Source organism: Paraburkholderia unamae, from assembly GCF_003268775.1.
Classification (GTDB): Bacteria; Pseudomonadota; Gammaproteobacteria; order Burkholderiales; family Burkholderiaceae; genus Paraburkholderia; species Paraburkholderia unamae.
The window spans coordinates 477,901-497,015 of the sequence record NZ_QLSU01000001.1; the positions used below are offsets into that span (position 1 = coordinate 477,901).

The 19,115-nt window shown below is 66.6% G+C and carries 17 protein-coding genes; 10 read left to right on the plus strand and 7 right to left on the minus strand.

Going from position 1 to position 19,115, the window contains the following annotated elements; translation table 11 throughout:
- The first annotated feature begins 2 nt into the window (after positions 1-2).
- The 4 genes from C7401_RS02015 to C7401_RS02030 all read left to right on the plus strand — a co-directional run bounded on the left by C7401_RS02015 (position 3) and on the right by C7401_RS02030 (position 6,287).
- Entirely contained in the window at positions 3-1,085 is a 1,083-nt protein-coding gene (locus C7401_RS02015; RefSeq protein ID WP_112169657.1) for an efflux RND transporter periplasmic adaptor subunit, read from the plus strand.
- Positions 1,082-4,159 carry an efflux RND transporter permease subunit gene (locus tag C7401_RS02020; RefSeq protein WP_112169658.1) on the plus strand — a complete coding sequence of 1,026 codons (3,078 nt, stop codon included), beginning with the start codon at positions 1,082-1,084 and terminating at the stop codon, positions 4,157-4,159. Before C7401_RS02015 ends, C7401_RS02020 begins: the two co-directional genes overlap by 4 nt.
- 62 nt (positions 4,160-4,221) lie before the next feature.
- Positions 4,222-4,884, plus strand: coding sequence for a response regulator (locus C7401_RS02025; RefSeq protein ID WP_112169659.1), 663 nt, complete (start codon positions 4,222-4,224; stop codon positions 4,882-4,884).
- Positions 4,881-6,287, plus strand: coding sequence for an ATP-binding protein (locus tag C7401_RS02030; protein WP_112169660.1), 1,407 nt, complete (start codon positions 4,881-4,883; stop codon positions 6,285-6,287). The genes C7401_RS02025 and C7401_RS02030 overlap by 4 nt, the downstream gene beginning before the upstream one ends.
- A 33-nt stretch (positions 6,288-6,320) precedes the next feature.
- Here C7401_RS02030 and ampC read toward each other — a convergent pair whose 3' ends face one another.
- The 6 genes from ampC to C7401_RS02060 all read right to left on the minus strand — a co-directional run bounded on the left by ampC (position 6,321) and on the right by C7401_RS02060 (position 13,195).
- Positions 6,321-7,493 (minus strand): class C beta-lactamase, encoded by a 1,173-nt coding sequence (ampC, locus tag C7401_RS02035; RefSeq protein WP_220092797.1) that lies wholly within the window; start codon positions 7,491-7,493, stop codon positions 6,321-6,323.
- A gap of 78 nt (positions 7,494-7,571) precedes the next feature.
- A complete protein-coding gene (locus tag C7401_RS02040) occupies positions 7,572-8,570 on the minus strand; it encodes a TraB/GumN family protein (RefSeq protein WP_181565472.1) in 999 nt (332 codons plus the stop codon).
- Between the two features lie 115 nt (positions 8,571-8,685).
- Entirely contained in the window at positions 8,686-10,251 is a 1,566-nt protein-coding gene (locus C7401_RS02045) for a purine-cytosine permease family protein (protein ID WP_112169662.1), read from the minus strand.
- Positions 10,252-10,391: 140 nt separating this feature from the next.
- Positions 10,392-11,321, minus strand: coding sequence for a LysR family transcriptional regulator (locus tag C7401_RS02050; RefSeq protein ID WP_112169663.1), 930 nt, complete (start codon positions 11,319-11,321; stop codon positions 10,392-10,394).
- Between the two features lie 5 nt (positions 11,322-11,326).
- Positions 11,327-12,784 carry an NAD(P)/FAD-dependent oxidoreductase gene (locus C7401_RS02055; RefSeq protein ID WP_258396801.1) on the minus strand — a complete coding sequence of 486 codons (1,458 nt, stop codon included), beginning with the start codon at positions 12,782-12,784 and terminating at the stop codon, positions 11,327-11,329.
- 66 nt (positions 12,785-12,850) lie between these two features.
- The gene (locus tag C7401_RS02060; RefSeq protein ID WP_112169665.1) at positions 12,851-13,195 is read right to left on the minus strand and encodes a cupin domain-containing protein; all 345 of its coding nucleotides are present in this window, start codon (positions 13,193-13,195) and stop codon (positions 12,851-12,853) included.
- Between the two features lie 198 nt (positions 13,196-13,393).
- Between C7401_RS02060 and C7401_RS02065 the strand changes: the two genes are divergently transcribed.
- From C7401_RS02065 to C7401_RS02090, 6 genes are all read left to right on the plus strand, one after another.
- Positions 13,394-14,224, plus strand: a complete 831-nt coding sequence (locus tag C7401_RS02065; protein ID WP_112169666.1) for a helix-turn-helix transcriptional regulator — start codon at positions 13,394-13,396, stop codon at positions 14,222-14,224.
- Between the two features lie 129 nt (positions 14,225-14,353).
- Complete coding sequence (gene speB / locus C7401_RS02070; protein WP_112169667.1) at positions 14,354-15,304, plus strand: agmatinase; 951 nt, start codon at positions 14,354-14,356, stop codon at positions 15,302-15,304.
- Positions 15,305-15,322: 18 nt separating this feature from the next.
- Positions 15,323-16,804 carry an aldehyde dehydrogenase family protein gene (locus C7401_RS02075; protein ID WP_112169668.1) on the plus strand — a complete coding sequence of 494 codons (1,482 nt, stop codon included), beginning with the start codon at positions 15,323-15,325 and terminating at the stop codon, positions 16,802-16,804.
- A 101-nt stretch (positions 16,805-16,905) separates the two neighbouring features.
- Positions 16,906-17,295, plus strand: coding sequence for a DUF2946 domain-containing protein (locus C7401_RS02080; protein ID WP_112169669.1), 390 nt, complete (start codon positions 16,906-16,908; stop codon positions 17,293-17,295).
- A 108-nt stretch (positions 17,296-17,403) separates the two neighbouring features.
- Complete coding sequence (locus C7401_RS02085) at positions 17,404-18,348, plus strand: hypothetical protein (RefSeq protein WP_258396802.1); 945 nt, start codon at positions 17,404-17,406, stop codon at positions 18,346-18,348.
- A gap of 28 nt (positions 18,349-18,376) precedes the next feature.
- The gene (locus C7401_RS02090; RefSeq protein WP_112169670.1) at positions 18,377-18,739 is read left to right on the plus strand and encodes a copper resistance protein CopC; all 363 of its coding nucleotides are present in this window, start codon (positions 18,377-18,379) and stop codon (positions 18,737-18,739) included.
- A gap of 4 nt (positions 18,740-18,743) precedes the next feature.
- Here the strand turns inward: C7401_RS02090 and C7401_RS02095 are convergent, their stop codons facing one another.
- On the minus strand, positions 18,744-18,983 hold the full coding sequence (locus C7401_RS02095; RefSeq protein ID WP_112169671.1) for a hypothetical protein: 240 nt from the start codon (positions 18,981-18,983) through the stop codon (positions 18,744-18,746).
- Positions 18,984-19,115: the final 132 nt, after the last annotated feature.

Here is a 19,115-nt window from a genome sequence, read left to right on the forward strand (position 1 = left end):
CCATGCCAAGACGACCGCTCCTTCTTCGCGCCGCCGCGCTCCTCGCCGCCGTGGCCACGACGCTTTCGCCCGCGCTCGCTGACGAGCCCGTCTCCGTCTCCGTCGCCGTCGTCGTCGCGCCCGTGGCGCGCAAGCCCATCGCACAGCAAATCGAGGCCTATGGCGTGGTGAGCGCCGCTGCCGCGAATATCACCACGTTGAGCCTGCCCTACACGGCGCGCGTGATGCGCGTGCTCGCGCAACCGGGGCAAAGCGTTGCGCGCGGCGCGCCGCTTTTCGTGGTCGAGGCCGACGCCGGCGCCGTCATTGCATTGAGCCAGGCGCAAAGCGAGGCGACCTTCGCGCGCGGCGAACTGGATCGCACCGAGGCGCTCTACCGCGACGGTCTCGCCACGCAATCGCAGTTGGCGACGGCGCGCAAGGCACTCGACGATGCGCGCGCGGCGCTTGCCGCGCAAACCCGCTCGGGCGTGACGCAGGGAAGCAAAACACTTGTTGCGCCCTCGGCCGGCGTGGTTTCGCAGATCTCCGCCGCCCAGGGCGACCAGGTGCAGGCCGGCGCCGCGCTCGCGCAATTCGTGCCCGCGAACGCCGGTGCGGGACGCGCGGCGAACGTCTCGCTCGGCGTGGAACCCGCGGACGCGCTGACGATACACGCAGGCGACCGCGTCGTGCTGCACGCCCTTTCCGCATCGCTCGGCAACGCGGGCGCGGCCGGCCAGATCGTGCTGGTCGGCGCCGCGATCGATGCGCAAAGCCAGCTCGTCAATGTCGGCGCGAGCGTGCCGTTCACGGGCGCGCCCTTCATGCCCGGCATGCACGTGCGCGCCGATATCGAAACGCGCCCCGGCAACTGGTGGAACGTGCCGCGCGCCGCCGTTCTACAGGACTCCAAAGGACACTATGTTTTCCAGGTGACGCCCGCAGGCAAGGCACACCGCGTGGCCGTGCAGATGGAAGTCGAACGCGACGGCTGGTACGGCGTGGACGGCGCGCTCGACGCCTCGCGCCCGCTCGTGGTGAGTGGCAACTATGAGCTCGAAGAAGGCATGGCGGTGCGCATGACCAAAGGCGGCGCACAATGAATTTCGGCCTCTGGATGCAGCGCCACCGGCGCTCGCTGCTGTTCGTGATCGCGCTCGCCGCGATCGCCGGCGCGCTTACCGCGCTGCGCCTGCCCATCTCGCTCTTTCCCAACGTGTCGTTTCCGCGCGCCGTGGTCTCGCTCGACGCGGGCGACCGCCCCGCCGAACAGATGGCGACGCTCGTCACAATGCCCGTCGAAGAAGCCCTGCGGCGCGTGCCGAACGTGCGCGACGTGGAGTCGCGCACGAGCCGGGGCAGCGCCGAGATTTCGCTGAACTTCGACTGGGGCACCGACATGGCGCAGGCCACGCTGCAAGCGCAGTCGGCCATTGCCGAGATCCTCGCGAGCCTGCCGCCGGGCACGACCATGCAGGTGCGCCGCATGGACCCGACGGTGTTCCCGGTGCTCGCGTACAGCCTCACCTCGCAGCGGCAAAGCCTCGCACAACTTTACGATCTCGCACAGTTCCAGTTGCGCCCGCTGCTTTCCTCGGTCGAGGGCGTGGCGCGCGTGGAGGTGGCGGGCGGTGCGCGCGACGAACTCGAAGTCGCGGTCGATCCCGCCCGGCTCGCCGCGCACAAGCTCTCGGTCGCCGATATTTCGCGCGCCATCGGCGCGGGCAACGTGCTGATGGCGACGGGCCGGCTCGAAGACCACGACAAGCTCTATCTCGTCGTCGCCGACACCGCCATCGACGGCCTCGAAGCGCTAGGGAACGTGGTGGTGGCCGCGCCGGCGGGCGGCGGCCAGGTGCGTCTGCGCGACGTCGCCACGGTGGCGCGCGGCGTCGTGCCGCAATGGATACGCGTGACGGCTGACGGCCAGGATGCGGTGCTCGTCAACATCTATCAGCAGCCCGGCGCGAACAGCGTGGCGATGGCGAAGGCCATTCGCGCGCGCCTCGCCGACTTCGGCCAGCACATGCCCGCAGGCGTGCATCTCGCCAACTGGTACGACCAGAGCGAGCTCGTCATTGCCTCCGCCACGAGCGTGCGCGACGCGATCATGATCGGCGTGGTGCTCGCGGCGCTCACACTATTCGTATTCCTGCGCAATATGAAAGTCACGCTGATTGCCGTCGCGCTGGTGCCCGTGGTGATGGCGGCGACCATCCTGCTGCTCGACGTGTTCGGCATGGGCTTCAACATCATGACGCTGGGCGGCATGGCGGCGGCGGTGGGCCTCGTGATCGACGACGCCATTGTGATGATCGAGCATATCTCGCGGCGCATGCGCGAGGCGGGCGAGCACGCCTTCCACGGCCGCGTGATGAGCGCCGCGCTCGAATTCACGCGGCCGCTCGCGGGCTCCTCGGCGGCCACGCTCGTGATCTTCGTGCCGCTCGCGTTTCTTTCGGGCGTGACGGGTGCGTTTTTCAAGGCGCTTTCCGTGACGATGGCGAGCGCCCTGTTTATTTCGTTCATCGTCACCTGGCTTGCCATTCCGATTCTCTGCGATCGCTGGCTCACGTCCACGGACGCGCAGGAGCACACGGAAACGCGCTTCGCGGCGTGGCTCAATCGCGGCTATGCGAAGCTCGTTGCACGCGTGAGCGCGCGGCCCGCATGGGTGCTCGCAGGGCTCGTTCCGCTCGCGCTGCTCGCCGCGCTCGCCTTCACGCGCGTGGGCAGCGGCTTCATGCCTTCGATGGACGAAGGCGGCTTCGTGCTCGACTATCACACGCGCCCCGGCACTTCGATCACCGAAACCGACCGGCTCATGCGCCAGATCGAAGCCATCCTGCGTGCGAACCCGAACGTGCAGACGTGGTCGCGGCGCACGGGTGCGGGGCTCGGCGGCGACCTCAACGAGCCGAACAAGGGCGACTTTTTCGTGCGCCTGAAATCCGGCGCGCGCGAACCCATCGACACCGTGATGGAGGAAGTCCGCTCGCGCATCGAAAGCCAGGTGCCCGGCGTGAGCGTGGAACTCGCGCAGTTGATGGAGGACCTGATCGGCGACCTGACCGCCGTGCCGCAGCCCGTGCAGATCAAGATCTATTCCGACGACCAGAACGTGCTGGACGGCACCGCCCGGCACGTGGCCGCGCGCATCGCGAAGATCAACGGCATCGTGGATGTGAACGACGGCATCAATCCCGCGGGCGACGCGATCGACCTGCATATCCGCCCCGACGCGGCCGCCGCCGAGGGCATGGACCCGCAAGCCATCGCGCAGCAGGTCAACGACCTGCTCGACGGCAACGTGGCCACGCAATTCCAGAGCGGCCCGAAAACCATCGGCGTGCGCGTGCGCGCGCAGAACGCGGCGCACCTCACCGACACGGCACTGAGCCGCCTGCCGATCCGCGCGCCCGATGGCCACATCTTCGCGCTTGCGCGCGTGGCGGATCGCGTCGCCGTGTCGGGGCAGCCCGAAATCAGCCGCGACAATCTCAAACGCATGGCGGCCGTGACCGCGCGCATCGAAGGGCGCGACCTCGGCTCGACCATCGCGGACGTGCAGCGCGTGCTCGGCGAGCCGGGCCTGCTGCCCGCAGGCGTCTACTACGAGCTGGGCGGTCTTTACCAGCAGCAGCAAATCGCGTTCAAGGGGCTGCTCGCGGTGTTCGGCGCGGCTGTCGCGCTCGTGTTCGGCTTGCTGCTCTTTCTCTACGAACGCTTTCGCGTGGCGCTCGCGGTCATGGCCATGCCGCTGCTCGCCACGGGTGCGGTGTTCATCGGACTGTGGATCACGGGAATCGAGCTCAACATCTCCGCGATGATGGGCATGACGATGATCGTGGGGATCGTGACCGAAGTGGCGATCTTCTATGTTTCGGAGTTCCAGGGACTCGTGCGCGACGAAGGCCATACGGTCGATGACGCCCTGCTCGCCGCGGGCCGCAACCGCCTGCGGCCGATCGCGATGACCACCATCGCCGCGATTCTCGCGCTGCTGCCGCTCGCCTTCGCGCTCGGCCAGGGTTCCGCCATGCAGCAGCCGCTCGCCGTGGCAATCATCTCGGGGCTGATCGTGCAGATGCCGCTCGTGCTGCTCGTGCTTCCCGCCCTGCTGCGCGTGCTGCTCGTACGCGGGGCCGGAACGCCCAGGCCGGCGACTGGCGAGTGACTTAAGCACCGGTTAAGCCGGGATGAGCGACAATGAGAGGTTGAAAAATCGGGGAGCGAGCGATGCGCCTGTTGCTGGTGGAAGACGACGAGATGATTGCCGAAACGGTGCTCGATTCGATGCGCCGCGAAGGCCATGCCGTCGACTGGGCGCGCGACGGGCGGGAGGCGGAGCTTTCGCTCGACAACGACGTGTACGACCTCGTGCTGCTCGATCTCGGACTGCCGAAAAAGGACGGCATCGAGGTGCTCAACGGCTACCGCCGCAAGGGCGGCGAGGCGACCGTGCTGATCCTGACCGCGCGCGACTCGGTGACGGACCGCATCGCCGGGCTCGACGCCGGCGCCGACGACTACCTCATCAAGCCTTTCGACCTCGACGAACTGGCCGCCCGCGCCCGCGCGCTGCTGCGCCGGCGCACGGGCCAGAAGCAGCCCGTCTATGCGCACGGCGACCTCGCGCTCGACCCCGCCGCGCATGAAGTGACGAAGGAAGGTCTGCCGGTTGCGCTCGTGCCACGCGAATTCGCTCTGTTGCATGTGCTGATCGAGCAGCCCGCGCGCGTGTTCACGAAGGCCGAGCTCGAAGAGCGCATGTATGGCTGGGGCGAGGAAGTGGGCAGCAACGCGATCGAAGTGCACGTGCACAGCCTGCGCCGCAAGATCGGCGCCGACCAGATCGTGACCGTGCGCGGCGTGGGCTACCGGCTCAAGAGGTCCGAATGAACTCGATCCGCCGGCGCCTGCTCGGCTGGCTCATCTGCGGCTTCGCTGCCGCCTCGGTGGTGGCGGGCATCGGCATTTTCCACACGGCGCGCGAAGAAGCCGGTGAGCTGTTCGATTACGAACTGCACGCCGTCGCGCTTTCCATGCCCGCGAACGTCGCGACGGCACGTGAGGTGGAACAGTCCGGTCCCGGCTTCGACGAAATTGCCGACGACCGCATTCTCATTGCGATCTGGGACCGCGACGGCAAGCTCATCTACCACTCGCAGGAAACGCCCACGCTGCCGCGCCAGGCCACGGGCTTTCGCACGATCGAGCACGACGAGGTGCATTGGCGCGTGTTCGGCCTCGCGCAGCCCGAGCGCTTCGTGCAGGTCGCGCAACCCATTTCCGTGCGCGATACGCTGGCGCTGCATCTCGCGCTGCACACCTTGTGGCCGCTCGCGCTGCTCGTGCCCGTGGCGATCGTGCTCGTGCTGTTCGTCGTGACGCGCGGACTCGCGCCGGTGCGCGGGCTTTCGACGCTGCTCGCCGCGCGCTCGGTCCATGCGCTCGAACCGCTGCGCCTGGACGGCTCGGTGCCCGTGGAGTTGCGTCCGCTCGTCGAGGCGCTCAACGATCTGCTGGATCGCCTGAACGCGGCCTCGCAGGCGCAGCGCACCTTTATCGCCGACGCGGCGCACGAGCTGCGCTCGCCGCTCGCCGCGCTCAAGCTGCAATGGCAGGCGGCGCTGCACGACGGCACGCTCAGCGGCGAGCCGCGCACGCTCGAACGCATGCAAACGCGCCTGAACCGCACGATCCGCCTCGTGCAGCAGTTGCTCACGCTCGCCCGCGAAGACGCGCAGGCAAGCGCCCCCTCGGCGATCGTGAGCCTGCGGCGGCTGGGCGAACAGGCGATCGGCGACTTCTCGCTGCTCGCCGAGGAAAAAGGCATCGACCTCGGTCTGGAATCGCGCCCGCCCGTCACGCCCGAGGACATCTGCAACGTGAGCGCCGACCCGCACGGGCTCAACACCTTGCTGAACAATCTGCTCGACAACGCGATCCGCCACACGCCCTCGGGCGGCAAGATCGACCTCGTGCTCACGCGCGCGCAGGACACGTTCGGCTTCGAGGTGGTGGACAACGGCCCCGGCATTCCCGAGGCCGATCTCGAACGCGTGCTCGACCGCTTCTTTCGCGGCGATCATGCGCAGGGCACCGGCAGCGGGCTGGGGCTTTCGATCGTCGCGCGCATTGCGCAACGCCAGGGCCTGACGTTCAAGTTGCGCAACAACCCCGGCGGGCGCGGGCTCACGGCTGCGGTGAGCGGGCTACAGCGGCGCACGGGCGAAGGCGGCAATGCGGAGATCACGCCCGCCGCGAAGCGCAACACGCGCGCGACGAGCGATTCGGCGTAACCGCGCTTCAATGGGCCTCAATTTCGGTGGGCCTCAATGCGCCGCCGCGCCCTGCACCAGTTCCAGCAGACGATAAGCGAACCTTACGCGCGGCTCGGTCGGATGATTGCGGTTCGCGAGAATGACGATCGCGGTCTTGCGCGCAGGCGCGAACACGAGATAGCCGCCAAAGCCATTGGTCGCGCCCGTCTTGTTGAGTAGCGCCTCGCTCTGCGGCGGCAAAGGCGGTTTCAACGCCGTGGCCGGGTTGTCCTCCAGCACCATGACATTGGCGTTGCCCTTCACGAGATCGTTCAGGGCGACCGGCTCCGCATACTGCTCCCACACCAGATCCTGAATGAACGGCCCCGCGCGGAAATAGCCTGTGTGCGTCGCTTCGAGCGCGCGCTGCATCTCCGGTTCGAGCGCCACCTGCCCCAGGTTCGCTTCGAGAAAGCGCAACATGTCGCGCGTATCCGATTTCACGCCATAGGCTTCGTCGGCGAGCACACCAGGGCTCAGACGCACCGGCATGTCCTTGCTGTCATAGCCCTGCGCATAGGCCGCGCGCTCGCCGGGCGGCACCCGGATATACGTGTGCGCGAGCCCGAGCTTGGGAAAAAGCGTCTTCTCCACCGCATCGGCATAGCTCATGCCCAGTTGCTTCGCCGTGATGCGCCCGAGCATGCCGATGCTCGGGTTCGCGTAGGTGCGCTGCGTGCCTGCGGGATAGCGCGGACGCCATGCCTTGAGCCACGCTGTGAGTTGTTCGTCGTTCGTCACTTCGTCGGGCACCTGCAACGGGAAGCCGCCGCCCGTGTGCGTGCCGAGATTCACGAGCGTGAGCGCGCCGAACGGCGTGCCGCGCATCTCGGGCAGATAGTCGCTCACCGGGGCGTCGAGCGAGAGCTTGCCGTTCACCTGCGCCCACGCGGCGAGCGTGGCGAGCAAGGTCTTGCTCATCGAGCCGAGTTCGAAGAGCGTGGTGTTCGTGACAGGCTCGCCCGTTTCCTTCGAAGCCACGCCGAAGTTGTAGAAGCGCTCCTTGCCGTTCACGGCCACCGCAATCGCGAGACCGGGAATGCCGTTCTCGTTCATGAAGGCGAGCGCCGCGTCGCGTATCTGCTCATCGGCGGCGCCCGGCTGTTCGGCGGCGACGGCGGACATGCTTGCGGCCGCAACGATCAGCAGCGCGCCGGCACACAGTCTCACGAGTGAACGAAGCAAGATCGACTCCTTACGCGGTGCGGAAAAGCCGTGATCTTACACGCGTCGCTTTACCGGCCACACGAGCGGCCTGCGCACTTACCGGCTGCTCACAATGGCGGAGTGCTGCGGCGGCGTCACCGTATAGCCCGCTCGGCGAAGGCGATCGATCAGCGACTCCTCGCCGAAGTAGTGGCTCGCGCCGACCGCGACGAGAATTGCGCCCTTGCCGTGGAAATAGTCGTCGCGCGCGAGCGTGGCCGCGAAAATGCGCGTGCCCTCCAGCATGACGTAGCGCGTCGCCTCGAAATGCGCGTCGCTCTCGCCCGGCGCCTGCTGCGTGGAGATGCGCTCGAATACGCTGCCGTCGGCATCGATCCACGCACGTTCCAGCACTTCGGACGACACGCTGCCCGGCGGCGTGCCGTGAAAGGCCGCGCACGACGATACCAGCAAGGCCTCCTGGGCGCGCGCGGGAATACCGTCGAGCAGATGCAGTTCCGCGTCGAAGCCGGCCAGATAGATGAGCGGAATATGCTGCTTCAACGCGATCGTCTCGAGGCGCGTGTCGATGCCGGGACGTTGGGCGGTTGGCGCCCCGGCGTCACGCCGCCCGCCCGGTACGGTGTTCGTGCGCCACGCGTCGATAGCGGCGGCCGCCACCCACGGCTTGAGCTGAAGAAACTTCACGATGTCGAAGTGGCTGTCGCGCGCGCACTGCGCGAGCGCGGCGGGACTCATCGTCTTCATGTGATTCGTGAGGTTGTCGTCGGGCGGCAACGCGGCATCCTGCCGGATCATCGCGACGCGTTGCGCATTCAGGGCCATCGGCGCTTCGAGCGCGATGGCGCGCACGCTGCCGGCGAGCGAGGCAAGCGTCGCGTCGATGCGCGGGTCTTCGTGTGCGAGGTTATGGATGGTGGGCAGCAGCAGCAAGGTGGGATGGCCGGGCAACGTCGCCGTCCAGATCATGCCGACGTTTGCAGACGTTTGCGCGAGTGCCGGGGTGCTCGCGCAAACGGCCAACGCAGCCGCCGCGAGCAGCAACCCCTTGAGCCAGCCGAAGCTTCGGTGCCGCACGTCGTCAACGGGTCTCATCGCGCGCCGCTCGGGAGAGTCGAAGGATCGCGACATCGTGCGCCAATGCGATCGCACGCAGTGTGCGGTGCCGCACATGCGCGCTCGCCTCGTGCGAGGCGAGCGCCCTTGCCGCTTATTCGGCGTATTCCGGCTCGCGTTGCAGGTCCTGCACGGCGCCCACATGGTGCGCCGTGTGCATGCGTGGCGCATGATCCGCGGCCACGACTTGCCCGCGCGTGGCGCGCACGAAGCGACGTCCTTCTCGACCGTACACCGCATCCGGTTCCGGGAACATCGTGAGCAGTACGATATAGATCGCACCGCCCACCAGCAAGGAAACGGGAACGCTCAAGTCGAGGCCACCCGCCAGCGAACCCAGCGGACCGACGAACTGCCCCGGCAGATTCACGAACGCGAGGCCGAGAAACGCCGCCGGCAGCCACGCGCCCATCGCCCGCAGGTTCCAGCCGTGCGTGAACCAGTAGTGCCCGCCCCGGCCGCCGCGATTGAAGACCTGGAGGTCGTCGGCGAGGTAGTGGCCGCGCCGCGTGACGAAGCCAATCACCATGATCGCCATCCAAGGGCAACTGAACGTGCAGATCAGCGTGGAGAACGTGGACACGCTCTCGACGAGATTGAACGCGAAGCGGCCAATAAAGATGAAGCCGATAGCGAGTGTGCCGATCAGTATGGTCGCGCGCACGCGGTTGAGCAGCTTCGGGAACATGCTCGACATGTCGAGGCCGGTGCCGTACAGCGCGGTCGTGCCCGTGGACATGCCGCCGATGATCGCGATGAGGCACGTGGGCAGCAGGAACCAGCGGGGCGACACGGCCAGCAAGCCGCCCACATAGTCGTTAGAGGCGATGTAGTTCGGCGCTTTCGTCGCGATGATCGTGGCCGTGACGAGGCCGAAGAAGAACGGCACGAAGGTCGCGATCTGCGCGGCGAACACGGCGCCCATCACGCGGTGGCGCGGCGTGTTGCGCGGGATGTAGCGCGCCCAGTCGCCAAGCGTCGAGGCGAACGATACGGGGTTGCTCAACGCCACCAGCACGGCGCTCACGAAGGCCACCCAGAAACCCGCGCCGCCGGGATGCAGCGTGCCCGCGTAGCCGGGATCGAACGCACCGGCGAACGCGAATGCGCCCACCACGAACATGACGCTCGCGGCCCATACGGCGATCTTGTTCACCCACAGCATGAAGCGAAAGCCGTAGATGCACACCACCACCACGAGCACGGCGAACACCATGTAGGCGCTGCCGAGCGTCCAGGTGTTGACGGGCACGCCGACCATATCGTGCGCGCCGCCCACGAGCGCGTCGCCGGAACTCCACACGGCGAGCGCGAAAAACGCGATCGACGTGAGCAGCGCGAGAAACGATCCCACGATCCGCCCGTGTATGCCGAAGTGCGCGCCCGACGATACGGGGTCGCTCGTGCCGTTGCGCGGGCCGAACAGGCTCATGGGCGCGAGAATGCAGGTGCCCGCGAGCACACCGAGCAAGATGGACCATACGCCTGCCTTGAACGAGAGGCCGACGAGCACGGGAAAGCTGCCCAGCACCGAAGTCGAAAAGGTATTGCAGCCGCCGAACAGCAGCCGGAAGAGATCGATGGGACGCGCATAGCGCGACGCATCGGGAATGCGTTCGAAACCGAAGGTCTCGATCTGGGTAATGCTGTTGTCGCTCATTGTCTCACTCCATTGCGCGCCGTTGCGGTCAGCGCATTTTCAACATCTCATGTCCACTTTAATCGATCATGGTCGATTAATTATTCTGGATTCCCTACGTTTACATCGCGCGCAGCCAATGTATGGCGCGCGCCGCGCCGCTATTGCGCCAGCGCTTCGGACGCCGCCGCATGCTGCCCGTAGACGTTGAGCAGATCGTCGCAAAACGCACGTACGATGGGCTTTTCAGTGGCGCTGCGCTTGACGGCCAGATGCATCGGCACATCGAAGCCGAAGGTCGTGCGCCCGAGCGCGCGGATCAGGCCGCGCTGCTCGAACGGTTCGGCGTGATGCGCCGGCAGATAGCCGATATGACTGCCCGAGAGGATCAGGACCGTGGCCGCGTCGATGCTGTCGGCGATCGCGGTGACCTGACGCTCGCCAATGCCCGCAAGCTCCTCGGGAATCGGATAGCTGCGCCAAACCCAGTCGTGCTCGCGCAGGTTGCCGGTGTTGACGTGCGGCGCGTCGTGGAAAAGCGCATGCCCGCGCCCGCAGCACAGCACCTGACGCTCGCTGAACAACTCCGTGTAGTCGAGGCCGGCCACGCGGTGCCAGAAATAGCCGATCGCAATGTCGAGCTGGTTGTTGACGAGACTTTCTTCGAGTTCCTGGGGCGCGGCCACCTTCATCGTGAAACGCACCGCCTGATCGCGCTTGCGAAACGCGCCGATGGCCTCCGCGAGTCGCACATTCTCCACGTGCGAAGCCTGCCCGATCAGGCCGATGCCGAGCGTGCCGACCAGCTTGCGGTCGATGTCGCGCACCCGCGCGACAAATTCGGTTGTGGCCGCAACGAGTGCGCGCGCCGAAGGCACGAAGCGCTCGCCCTTCGAAGTCAGGCGAAAGCCGCCGCGCCCGCGCTCGCACAGCTTGAAGCCCACGCGGGCCTCCAGCGCGGAAAGCTGCGTGCTGATGGTGGACTGCCGCACGCCCAGTGTCGCTTCGGCGGCCGTGATGCCGCGCGCGTCCACCACGGCGAGAAAAACGCGGATGAGCCGCAGATCGAGATCGGAAGTATTGGAGAACATGCTGCTCACATTGGAAAGCCCATCGCCTTGATGCCCTTGATCCACGCGCGTTTCCAGCCGCCTTCGGCGTCCGCGCCGTCGAAGGCGTGGAACGTGACCTTCGCGGCCAGCCAGCGCACCGGCTCCGGCGGGATATAGGTCGGGCTGAGGCTGGCGATATCGAGCGCGCGCTCGGGGCTCTTGCGGTCGAAGAGAATGTTCAGGCCCATGTAGGCGCCAAAGCGGCTCGCGGCCACGCCGAAGCCCGTATAACCGGCCACGAAAACGGCTTTGCCGTTCAGGTAGCGTTTCGCGAACACGGAGCCGCGCGAGCAGTAGTCGATCGGGCCGCCCCAGGCGTGCGAGAAGCGCACGTCGCCAAGCTGCGGGAAGGTGCGGTAGAAAGCCTGCGCCAGCCGATAATAGGTTTCGGCCTTCTCGTCCTGCGGCGGGTTGGGGTCGCCGTCGAAGTGGTAGCTCACCAGACCGCCGAAGATGATGTTGTTGTTCTTCGTCAGGCGGAAATAGTTGAGCTGTGTGCGCGTGTCGTAAATGCCCTGGCGGTTCTTCCAGCCGATGCGCGCCAACTGTTCGTCGGTGAGCGGTTCGGTGGCGAGCACGTGGTCGCGCACCTGCAACACCCGCCGGTTGATATCAGGAATGCCAACCTTCGCCGTGCCGCTGCCAAACAGCACACGCGGCGCGCGCACGCTGCCGTGGGGCGTTTTCACGTGGACGCTCGCGCCCTCGTCGGCAACCTCGATAAGCGGCGTGTGCTCGTAAATCTTCACGCCGAGTGAAAGCGCCGCGCGCTTGAGGCCCCAGGCGAGCTTGGCCGGATGCACGATGCCGCTGCGGTTGCGCGACCACAGCGCGCCCGCGAACAAGGGCGAATCGAGTTGCTCGCGCGTCGCCTCGCGCCCGAGCAGCACGACGTCGTGCCCGTAACGCTTGTGCAGTTCGTAGTCGCCGCGCAGGTGCTCGATATGGTCCGGGTCGACGGCCACGGTCATTTCACCGTTCCATTCGATGTCGGCGTCGATACCGTAGCGCGCGAGCGTTTCCTCGAAGCCGTCGAGATTGCGCTGGCCGAACTCCTCCAGTTGCTCGATGTCGTTCGGAAACACGCGCACCGCGTTGGGCAGGCCGTGCATCACCGAAGTCGAAATAATGCCGCCCGCGCGGCCCGACGCGCCGTGCGCGACCTGGCCCGCCTCGATCACCACCACGTTCAGATGCGGCATCTGCTCCTTCGCCTGCACGGCCGCCCACAGCCCCGTGAAGCCGCCACCCACGATCAGCAGGTCGGCTTCCACGTCGGTGGAGAGCTTCGGCTCGGTGGGCGGCTCGGCGGGATTGTCGAGCCAGTACGGAAAGAAGCGCGTGCGCGCCAGCGCCTCTTGCACACCAAGCGCAACGGGCGGGCGCTGCGCAGCGGGTTTCAGTCGGGGCGGTTCGACTTCGATATCTACAGGGGTACTCATCATTTTCTTCACGGCATGAAACGGGGGAGACCGGTCCGCCCCCGTCCGTGGAGGGGGCGGCTCGCGTTAGGCCTGTTCGAGCACGACGTAGAACTTCTTCGCGTCCTCTATGGTTTCCCAGCGGCCGGCGAAGCCCGCGGGCAGCAGATAGCCTTCGCCCGCCGTGAATTCCTTGCGTCCGCCTTGCGCGTCGGTCAAGGCGACCTTGCCTTCGACAAGCCACACCGCTTCGTCGGCCGTGGTGGCCGGAAAGTCCACCGCGCCGATCTTGCCTTCCCACCAGCCGATCACGTAGTTGCCGTTCTTGCCCTCGGCGGCGCGCCAGTCGCTTTCGTCCATGCCGAACTCCAGCTTCGTGAATTCGCCGATGCCTGCGCCCAGCGGCACGATGTCCTGAATCAGTTTGCTCATTTGCGTCGCTTCCAGTTGATTGGGTGACGCCAAAGTTACCGACTGGCGTGCCCGCGGTATGCCCTCCCGCGGGGGGGGCAAGCTGCGTTTCGCCGTGTTCCGTCCACCCGCGCGCCACCCTTCCGGCCGCCTTTTCCGGCTTTTTGGCGGCCGGAATCCGTGGGCTATAATGGGCCGGCTCATACGAAGGGGCGCGCCATGCTGCTCAACGTACCCCCGCCCAATCGCGATCAACCCAACTTTCCGCTCTCGTTCAAGACCCTCGGCAATGTGATCGAGGCCGTTGGCACGCCCGATTTCGTGCCTCGCCTCACGCTGCTGCTCAACGAGGTCGTGCCCGTGAACGTCGTGCATATCGAGCGCTCGCGCGCGGACAACACGATGCCCACGGGCTTTCGCTGCGAATGGATCGGCAGCGGCGGGGTCGGAATGGATTCGGACGCGATCTCGGACGTGATGACGCTCTACTACGACCGCTTCTACGAAAGCGATCCGCTCTTTGCCGGCATACGCGGCAAGATCGGCACGATGCTCGTGGTGCGCGACATCGGCGCGATTCCGCCCGGCGAGTTCCGCCAGCGCCTGTTCGACGAGGCGCGCATTGCCCACGAGTGCGTGCTCGCACGCGGCACGCGGCATGCCCAGCACTCCATCGCCCTGGAACGCGCACTGCGCGAACCAGCGTTTTCGCTCGTGGAAATGCACCGTTTTCGCAGCGTGAGCGAGTTTCTGTTTCCCCTGCTCGAATTGCACGCCTCCACGAGCGCGGCGCGGCGCATTGCCCATGCGGCGCCGTTCATGCATCCACTCGCGCAGTTCGACGCGCGTATCGCCGCAGACGGCATACGCCTGTCCAAACGCGAATACGAAACCTGTGCGCACCTCATCACCGGCAAGACCGTGCCCGAGGCCGCGCAGATCCTGGGCGTGCAGGCGGCCACGGCGGAGTCGTACGTGAAGCGTGCCTTCGCGAAGCTCGGCGTGCGCACCAAGCGCGAGCTCGTCGCCTGGGGCTACGCCGCGGTTTGAACGCGCGTTTAAGGACGCGCTTACATCGCCCCCCTTCGATGTAAACATCTCAACTTCCATATTTGGCCGCGCGGGATCTCCCCTACCATCGCCCGATCGATTTGACTCTAACGATCGGAGACTCGCCAGATGGAGCGCCAGTTCAACCAGCCGCTAGGCGGCAACGAGATGCCACGCTTTGGCGGCATCGCCACGATGATGCGCCTGCCGCAGGCCGAAACCACCGAAGGTCTCGACGTCTGCTTCGTGGGCGTGCCGCTCGACATCGGCACCTCGAACCGTTCCGGCACGCGTTTCGGGCCGCGCCAGATCCGCTCGGAATCGGTGCTGCTGCGACCCTACAACATGGCCACGCGCGCCGCGCCGTTCGACTCGTTGCAGGTGGCCGATATCGGTGACGTCGCAACGAATCCGTATGACCTGAAGGACTCAATCCGCCTCATCGAGGCCGCGTACGATCGCATTGTCGCGAACGGCTGCCGCCCCATCACGCTCGGCGGCGACCACACGATCGCATGGCCGATCCTGCGCGCGCTGCACAAGCAGTACGGCAAGGTCGCGGTCGTGCATATCGACGCGCATGCCGACGTGAACGACACCATGTTCGGCGAAAAGATCGCGCACGGCACGCCGTTTCGCCGCGCGGTGGAAGACGGCCTCCTGCAATGCGACAAGGTCACGCAAATCGGCCTGCGCGGCACCGGCTATCACGCCGAGGACTTCGACTGGTGCCGTAAGCAGGGCTTCACGGTCGTGCAGGCCGAGGCTTGCTGGCACCGCTCGCTCGCACCGCTCATGGCAGAGGTGCGCGAGCGCGTGGGCGACACGCCGGTGTACCTGAGCTTCGACATCGACGGGCTCGATCCCGCCTTCGCGCCCGGCACCGGCACGCCCGAAGTGGGCGGCCTGACCGTGCAGCAGGGCCTGGAAATCGTGCGCGGCATGAAAGGGCTCAACGTGGTGGGCGCCGATCTCGTGGAAGTGTCGCCGCCCTACGACCAGAGTGGCACGACCGCGCTCGTGGGCGCGAATCTCGCTTTTGAAATGCTCTGCGTCATGCCGGGCGTGGCTTACCGCTAGAGCGCAAGGAGATACACCATGGCTACGAATCCCGAGCGCCAGATCGACGGCGATGCCTTCGTGCTGCCCGCCGCAACGATTGCGGGCGCAACCTTTTCCGTTGCCGATAGCGAAGTGTGCTCGCGCATCTGCAATGCCTCTACCGGCGACACCGTCGGCTGGCAGGAGCACGCGAACGCCGAACTGGTCGATCGCGCCGTGCATGCCGCGCATGACGCGCTCATTGCGTGGCGGCACACCACGCCGGCCGCGCGCGGCAGACTGCTGCGCAAGATCGCCGAATTGCTCGAAGCCGACCGCGCGCGCCTTGCGGCCATGCAGATGCAGGTGAGCGGCAAGCCCCCGTTCGAAGCCGACCTCGACGTGAGCGACGCGGCCGCGACCTTCAACTATTACGCGAGCCTGTGCGAGGACGCCGCGGTATTCGCCACCGAGTCCGTCGCGGTGCCCGACGACACATTGCTCGCCGAACGCGTGCACGAGCCGGTGGGCGTCGCCGCGCTGATCGTGCCGTGGAATTTCCCGATGGTCACGACCGCGTGGAAGCTCGCCCCTGCCCTCGCGGCGGGCTGCGCCGTGGTCATCAAGCCCTCGGAGCTCACCTCGCCCGTCGAGCACATGCTTGCGGAAATCGTCAGCGAAGCCGGCGTGCCGGACGGCGTGGTGAATGTGGTCAACGGCGGCGGTGAAGTGGGCGCGTGGCTCACGGCGCATCCGCTCGTCGACAAGATCTCGTTTACCGGCAGCACGGCGTCGGGCCGCAAGGTCATGCAGGCCGCCGCGCAGGACATGAAGCGCATCACGCTCGAACTGGGCGGCAAGTCCGCGCTGATCGTGCGCGAGGACGCCGACGTGACGCAGGCCGTCTCGCTCGCCGTCAGCGGCGCGTTTGCGAATGCGGGGCAAATGTGTTCGGCGACGGCGCGCATTCTCGTGCACGACAACGTGTACCGCCGCTTCATGGCCGCGTTCGAAACAGCGGTGCGCGCGCTCGTCGTCGCACCGCCCGCCGATCAAGCGGCGATGGGTCCGCTCATCAGCGCCGCGCAACATGCGCGCGTGGCGGCGCTCGTTGCCCAGGGCGTGGAAGCGGGCGCGCAGATTGCATTTGCGGGCAAGCTCGACCCCGCCTGTCACGCAGGCTACTTCATGGCGCCCGTCGTCATTGCGGAGCCTGCCGCAGACAACGTGCTCTGGACCGATGAAATCTTCGGGCCGGTGGCATGCGTGAAATCATTCCGTTCGGATGACGAATCAATTGCTCTTGCCAACGACACGCGCTATGGCCTGGTGGCCACCGTGGTGACGAACGACGCGAAGGCCGCGCGCCGCTACAAGGCGCAACTGCGCGCCGGGCTCGTGTGGGTCAACACGCCGCAGTTGATCTTTCCGCAAGTCTGCTGGGGCGGCTTCGGGCTGAGCGGCATTGGCCGCGAGCTTGGCGTGGCGGGCCTGCGCAGCTATCAGGAGTTGCGCCACACGGTTGGCTTGCGCGCATGATCGACCGGTTTGTGCGGTAACGCGTGGCACGGCAGCATCCGGGGAACATGGCGCGCGTGGCATAATCTCCGAATCCTTTCCGCCTTATCACGCTTCGCGTCGTGCGCCGATTCCATCTCACGTTAGGCAGTCTATTGGGGACGCTTGCGCTCCTCATGGCGACGCTCGCGCCCGTGGTTTCGCATGTGCTGGCCGCTCAAGCAGCACAAACGACGCAGGGCGAGACGGAACGCGCGCCCTGCGGCATGCCTTCGATGCAGCAGCACGCGCACGGCGCACACAGCGACACAGGCATGCACGCCGCGCCCGGCGACATGCAGGACTGCGGCTATTGCAGCCTCTTTGCGCACCTGCCGGTCATGCCCGGCGTGCCCGCCGCCATGGTGCTCGTCGGGCGGCTCGTGCAGGCTCGCATCGCCGCGCGCTTCGACAGCGTGCGCCTCGTCGAGCCCGTAAGCCACGTTCACGCGCGCGCCCCACCCCTGTCCTGACTGGATTCCCCTGACCCACCCCGGACGATACGCCGCGCGTGTCGCCGGGCCCGCACGCGCTCGCCGCCATCGCGCCCGCGCGTGCCTCGCTCCAGGACAGGACAACGCATGTCTGACCCAACACCGTCCGGCCGCCAGGCGCCGGGCGCGCTTGCACACATTCGCACGCACGTTCATACGCAAATTCGCAGACAAATTCGCACCTTGAGCGGCGTGCTGGGCTGCGCACTGCTGCTCGGCCCGTGCGCGGCACACGCGCACGCCATCGCGGGCGACCGCGTATTTCCCTCGACGCTCTCCGTGGACGACCCCGGCGTGGGCGACGAAGCCAACCTCGAATTCGGGCACCAACGCGTGCCCGGCGACGCGGGCGACCAGAGCGTCAATACCTTCGACTTCGAGTACGACAAGCTCATCACGCCAAGGCTCGCGTTCTCCGTGGACGGCAGCTACGTCATGCAGAACAACCCCACGGCGCACGGCTTCGACAACTTCGGCGTGGGCCTGAAGTATCTGCTTTACGTGAACGACGCGCACGAGTTCATGACCTCGGTGGGCGTGGACGCGGAACTCGGCGGCACGGGCAGCCGCGCCATTGCGGACAACTTTTCGACGATCTCGCCCACGATCTTCGCAGGCAAGGGCATGGGCGACCTGCCCGACTCGCTCGCATGGCTGCGCCCGATCGCCATCACCGGCGAGGCGGGGCCGTCGTTCACCACCGGCGGCGGCCAGCCGAACTCGTTCGACTACGGCTTCACGTTCCAGTACAGCCTGCCCTACCTCCAGCAGCACGTACACGATCTGGGCTTGCCGCAGCCGTTCTCCAATCTGATCCCGCTAGTCGAAGTGCCCCTGTCGCGTAGCCAGGGACAAACGACCGGCACCGTCAACCCCGGCTTCATCTGGATGAACCGCTACGGCCAGCTTGGCATCGAGGCGCAGATCCCGATCAATCGCGCGAGCGGCTCGCACGTCGGCATCCTCGCGCAGGTGCACATCTTCTTCGACGATGTCGCGCCGCGCACGCTCGGCAAGCCGCTTTTCCAGTAAGCCCGCCCATTTACAGAGGAATTTCGCCATGAAACTCGCTACTTTGCGCACGGCCGTCGCCTCGTTCGCGCTCCTCGCCGCGCAACTCGCCTGGGCGCACGCCTACCCGACCCACCAGGAACCGCCGGCCGGCGCCACGGCCCCGGCCACGCTCAATGCTGTCGTGATCGATTTCGACGACGGGCTCGAAGCCGCGTTCAGCTCCATCGACGTCATGGACGCGCAGGGCAAGTCAGTGATTCGCGAGAAGGCCAGGGTGGATGCCGGCAACGACAAGCGCATGTCGGTTACGCTCAATGCGTTGACGCCGGGGAAGTATTCGGTGGTGTGGGTGGCGGTGGCCGCCGACGGGCATCGAACGACCGGTCACTATACGTTCAACGTGAAGTGACCGGCTAGAGCGTTCTGCCTTCCACGAGCTTGCCCTCGGCAAGCAGCGTATCGATGGCCGCCTGGACGCGCCGATCGGCTTCGTCCAGGGCTTCGTCGTCCGTCGTCCGGGGAATCGCCCCGAGATCGAGCTTGTATGAAGGCTCGTCGCCGGCTCCGCACACGACGGCATGCAGCTTCACCCCGGATTCATCGGGGTTTTCGACGATCCAGCGAAAGTACGACACGCAGCGATAGGTCCGCACCGGGTTTGTCTCCTGAAAATCCCGAAGAAGAAGGGACGTTCGTGGAATCCTTGAAGCGCACCCTGCGGACAAACTATCGCGCCAATTCGCGGGCCATCGTGACGGCCGTCACACCGGAATGGCGATTATGCG

Excerpts from the sequence above, each read along its gene's own strand:
- C7401_RS02015 (WP_112169657.1), top strand. The coding sequence starts at position 3 with ATGCCAAGACGACCGCTCCTTCTTCGCGCCGCCGCGCTCCTCGCCGCC.
- C7401_RS02020 (WP_112169658.1), top strand. The coding sequence starts at position 1,082 with ATGAATTTCGGCCTCTGGATGCAGCGCCACCGGCGCTCGCTGCTGTTC.
- C7401_RS02025 (WP_112169659.1), top strand. The coding sequence starts at position 4,222 with ATGCGCCTGTTGCTGGTGGAAGACGACGAGATGATTGCCGAAACGGTG.
- C7401_RS02030 (WP_112169660.1), top strand. The coding sequence starts at position 4,881 with ATGAACTCGATCCGCCGGCGCCTGCTCGGCTGGCTCATCTGCGGCTTC.
- C7401_RS02040 (WP_181565472.1), bottom strand. The coding sequence starts at position 8,570 with ATGAGACCCGTTGACGACGTGCGGCACCGAAGCTTCGGCTGGCTCAAG.
- C7401_RS02045 (WP_112169662.1), bottom strand. The coding sequence starts at position 10,251 with ATGAGCGACAACAGCATTACCCAGATCGAGACCTTCGGTTTCGAACGC.
- C7401_RS02050 (WP_112169663.1), bottom strand. The coding sequence starts at position 11,321 with ATGTTCTCCAATACTTCCGATCTCGATCTGCGGCTCATCCGCGTTTTT.
- C7401_RS02055 (WP_258396801.1), bottom strand. The coding sequence starts at position 12,784 with ATGAGTACCCCTGTAGATATCGAAGTCGAACCGCCCCGACTGAAACCC.
- C7401_RS02060 (WP_112169665.1), bottom strand. The coding sequence starts at position 13,195 with ATGAGCAAACTGATTCAGGACATCGTGCCGCTGGGCGCAGGCATCGGC.
- C7401_RS02065 (WP_112169666.1), top strand. The coding sequence starts at position 13,394 with ATGCTGCTCAACGTACCCCCGCCCAATCGCGATCAACCCAACTTTCCG.
- speB (WP_112169667.1), top strand. The coding sequence starts at position 14,354 with ATGGAGCGCCAGTTCAACCAGCCGCTAGGCGGCAACGAGATGCCACGC.
- C7401_RS02075 (WP_112169668.1), top strand. The coding sequence starts at position 15,323 with ATGGCTACGAATCCCGAGCGCCAGATCGACGGCGATGCCTTCGTGCTG.
- C7401_RS02085 (WP_258396802.1), top strand. The coding sequence starts at position 17,404 with ATGTCTGACCCAACACCGTCCGGCCGCCAGGCGCCGGGCGCGCTTGCA.
- C7401_RS02090 (WP_112169670.1), top strand. The coding sequence starts at position 18,377 with ATGAAACTCGCTACTTTGCGCACGGCCGTCGCCTCGTTCGCGCTCCTC.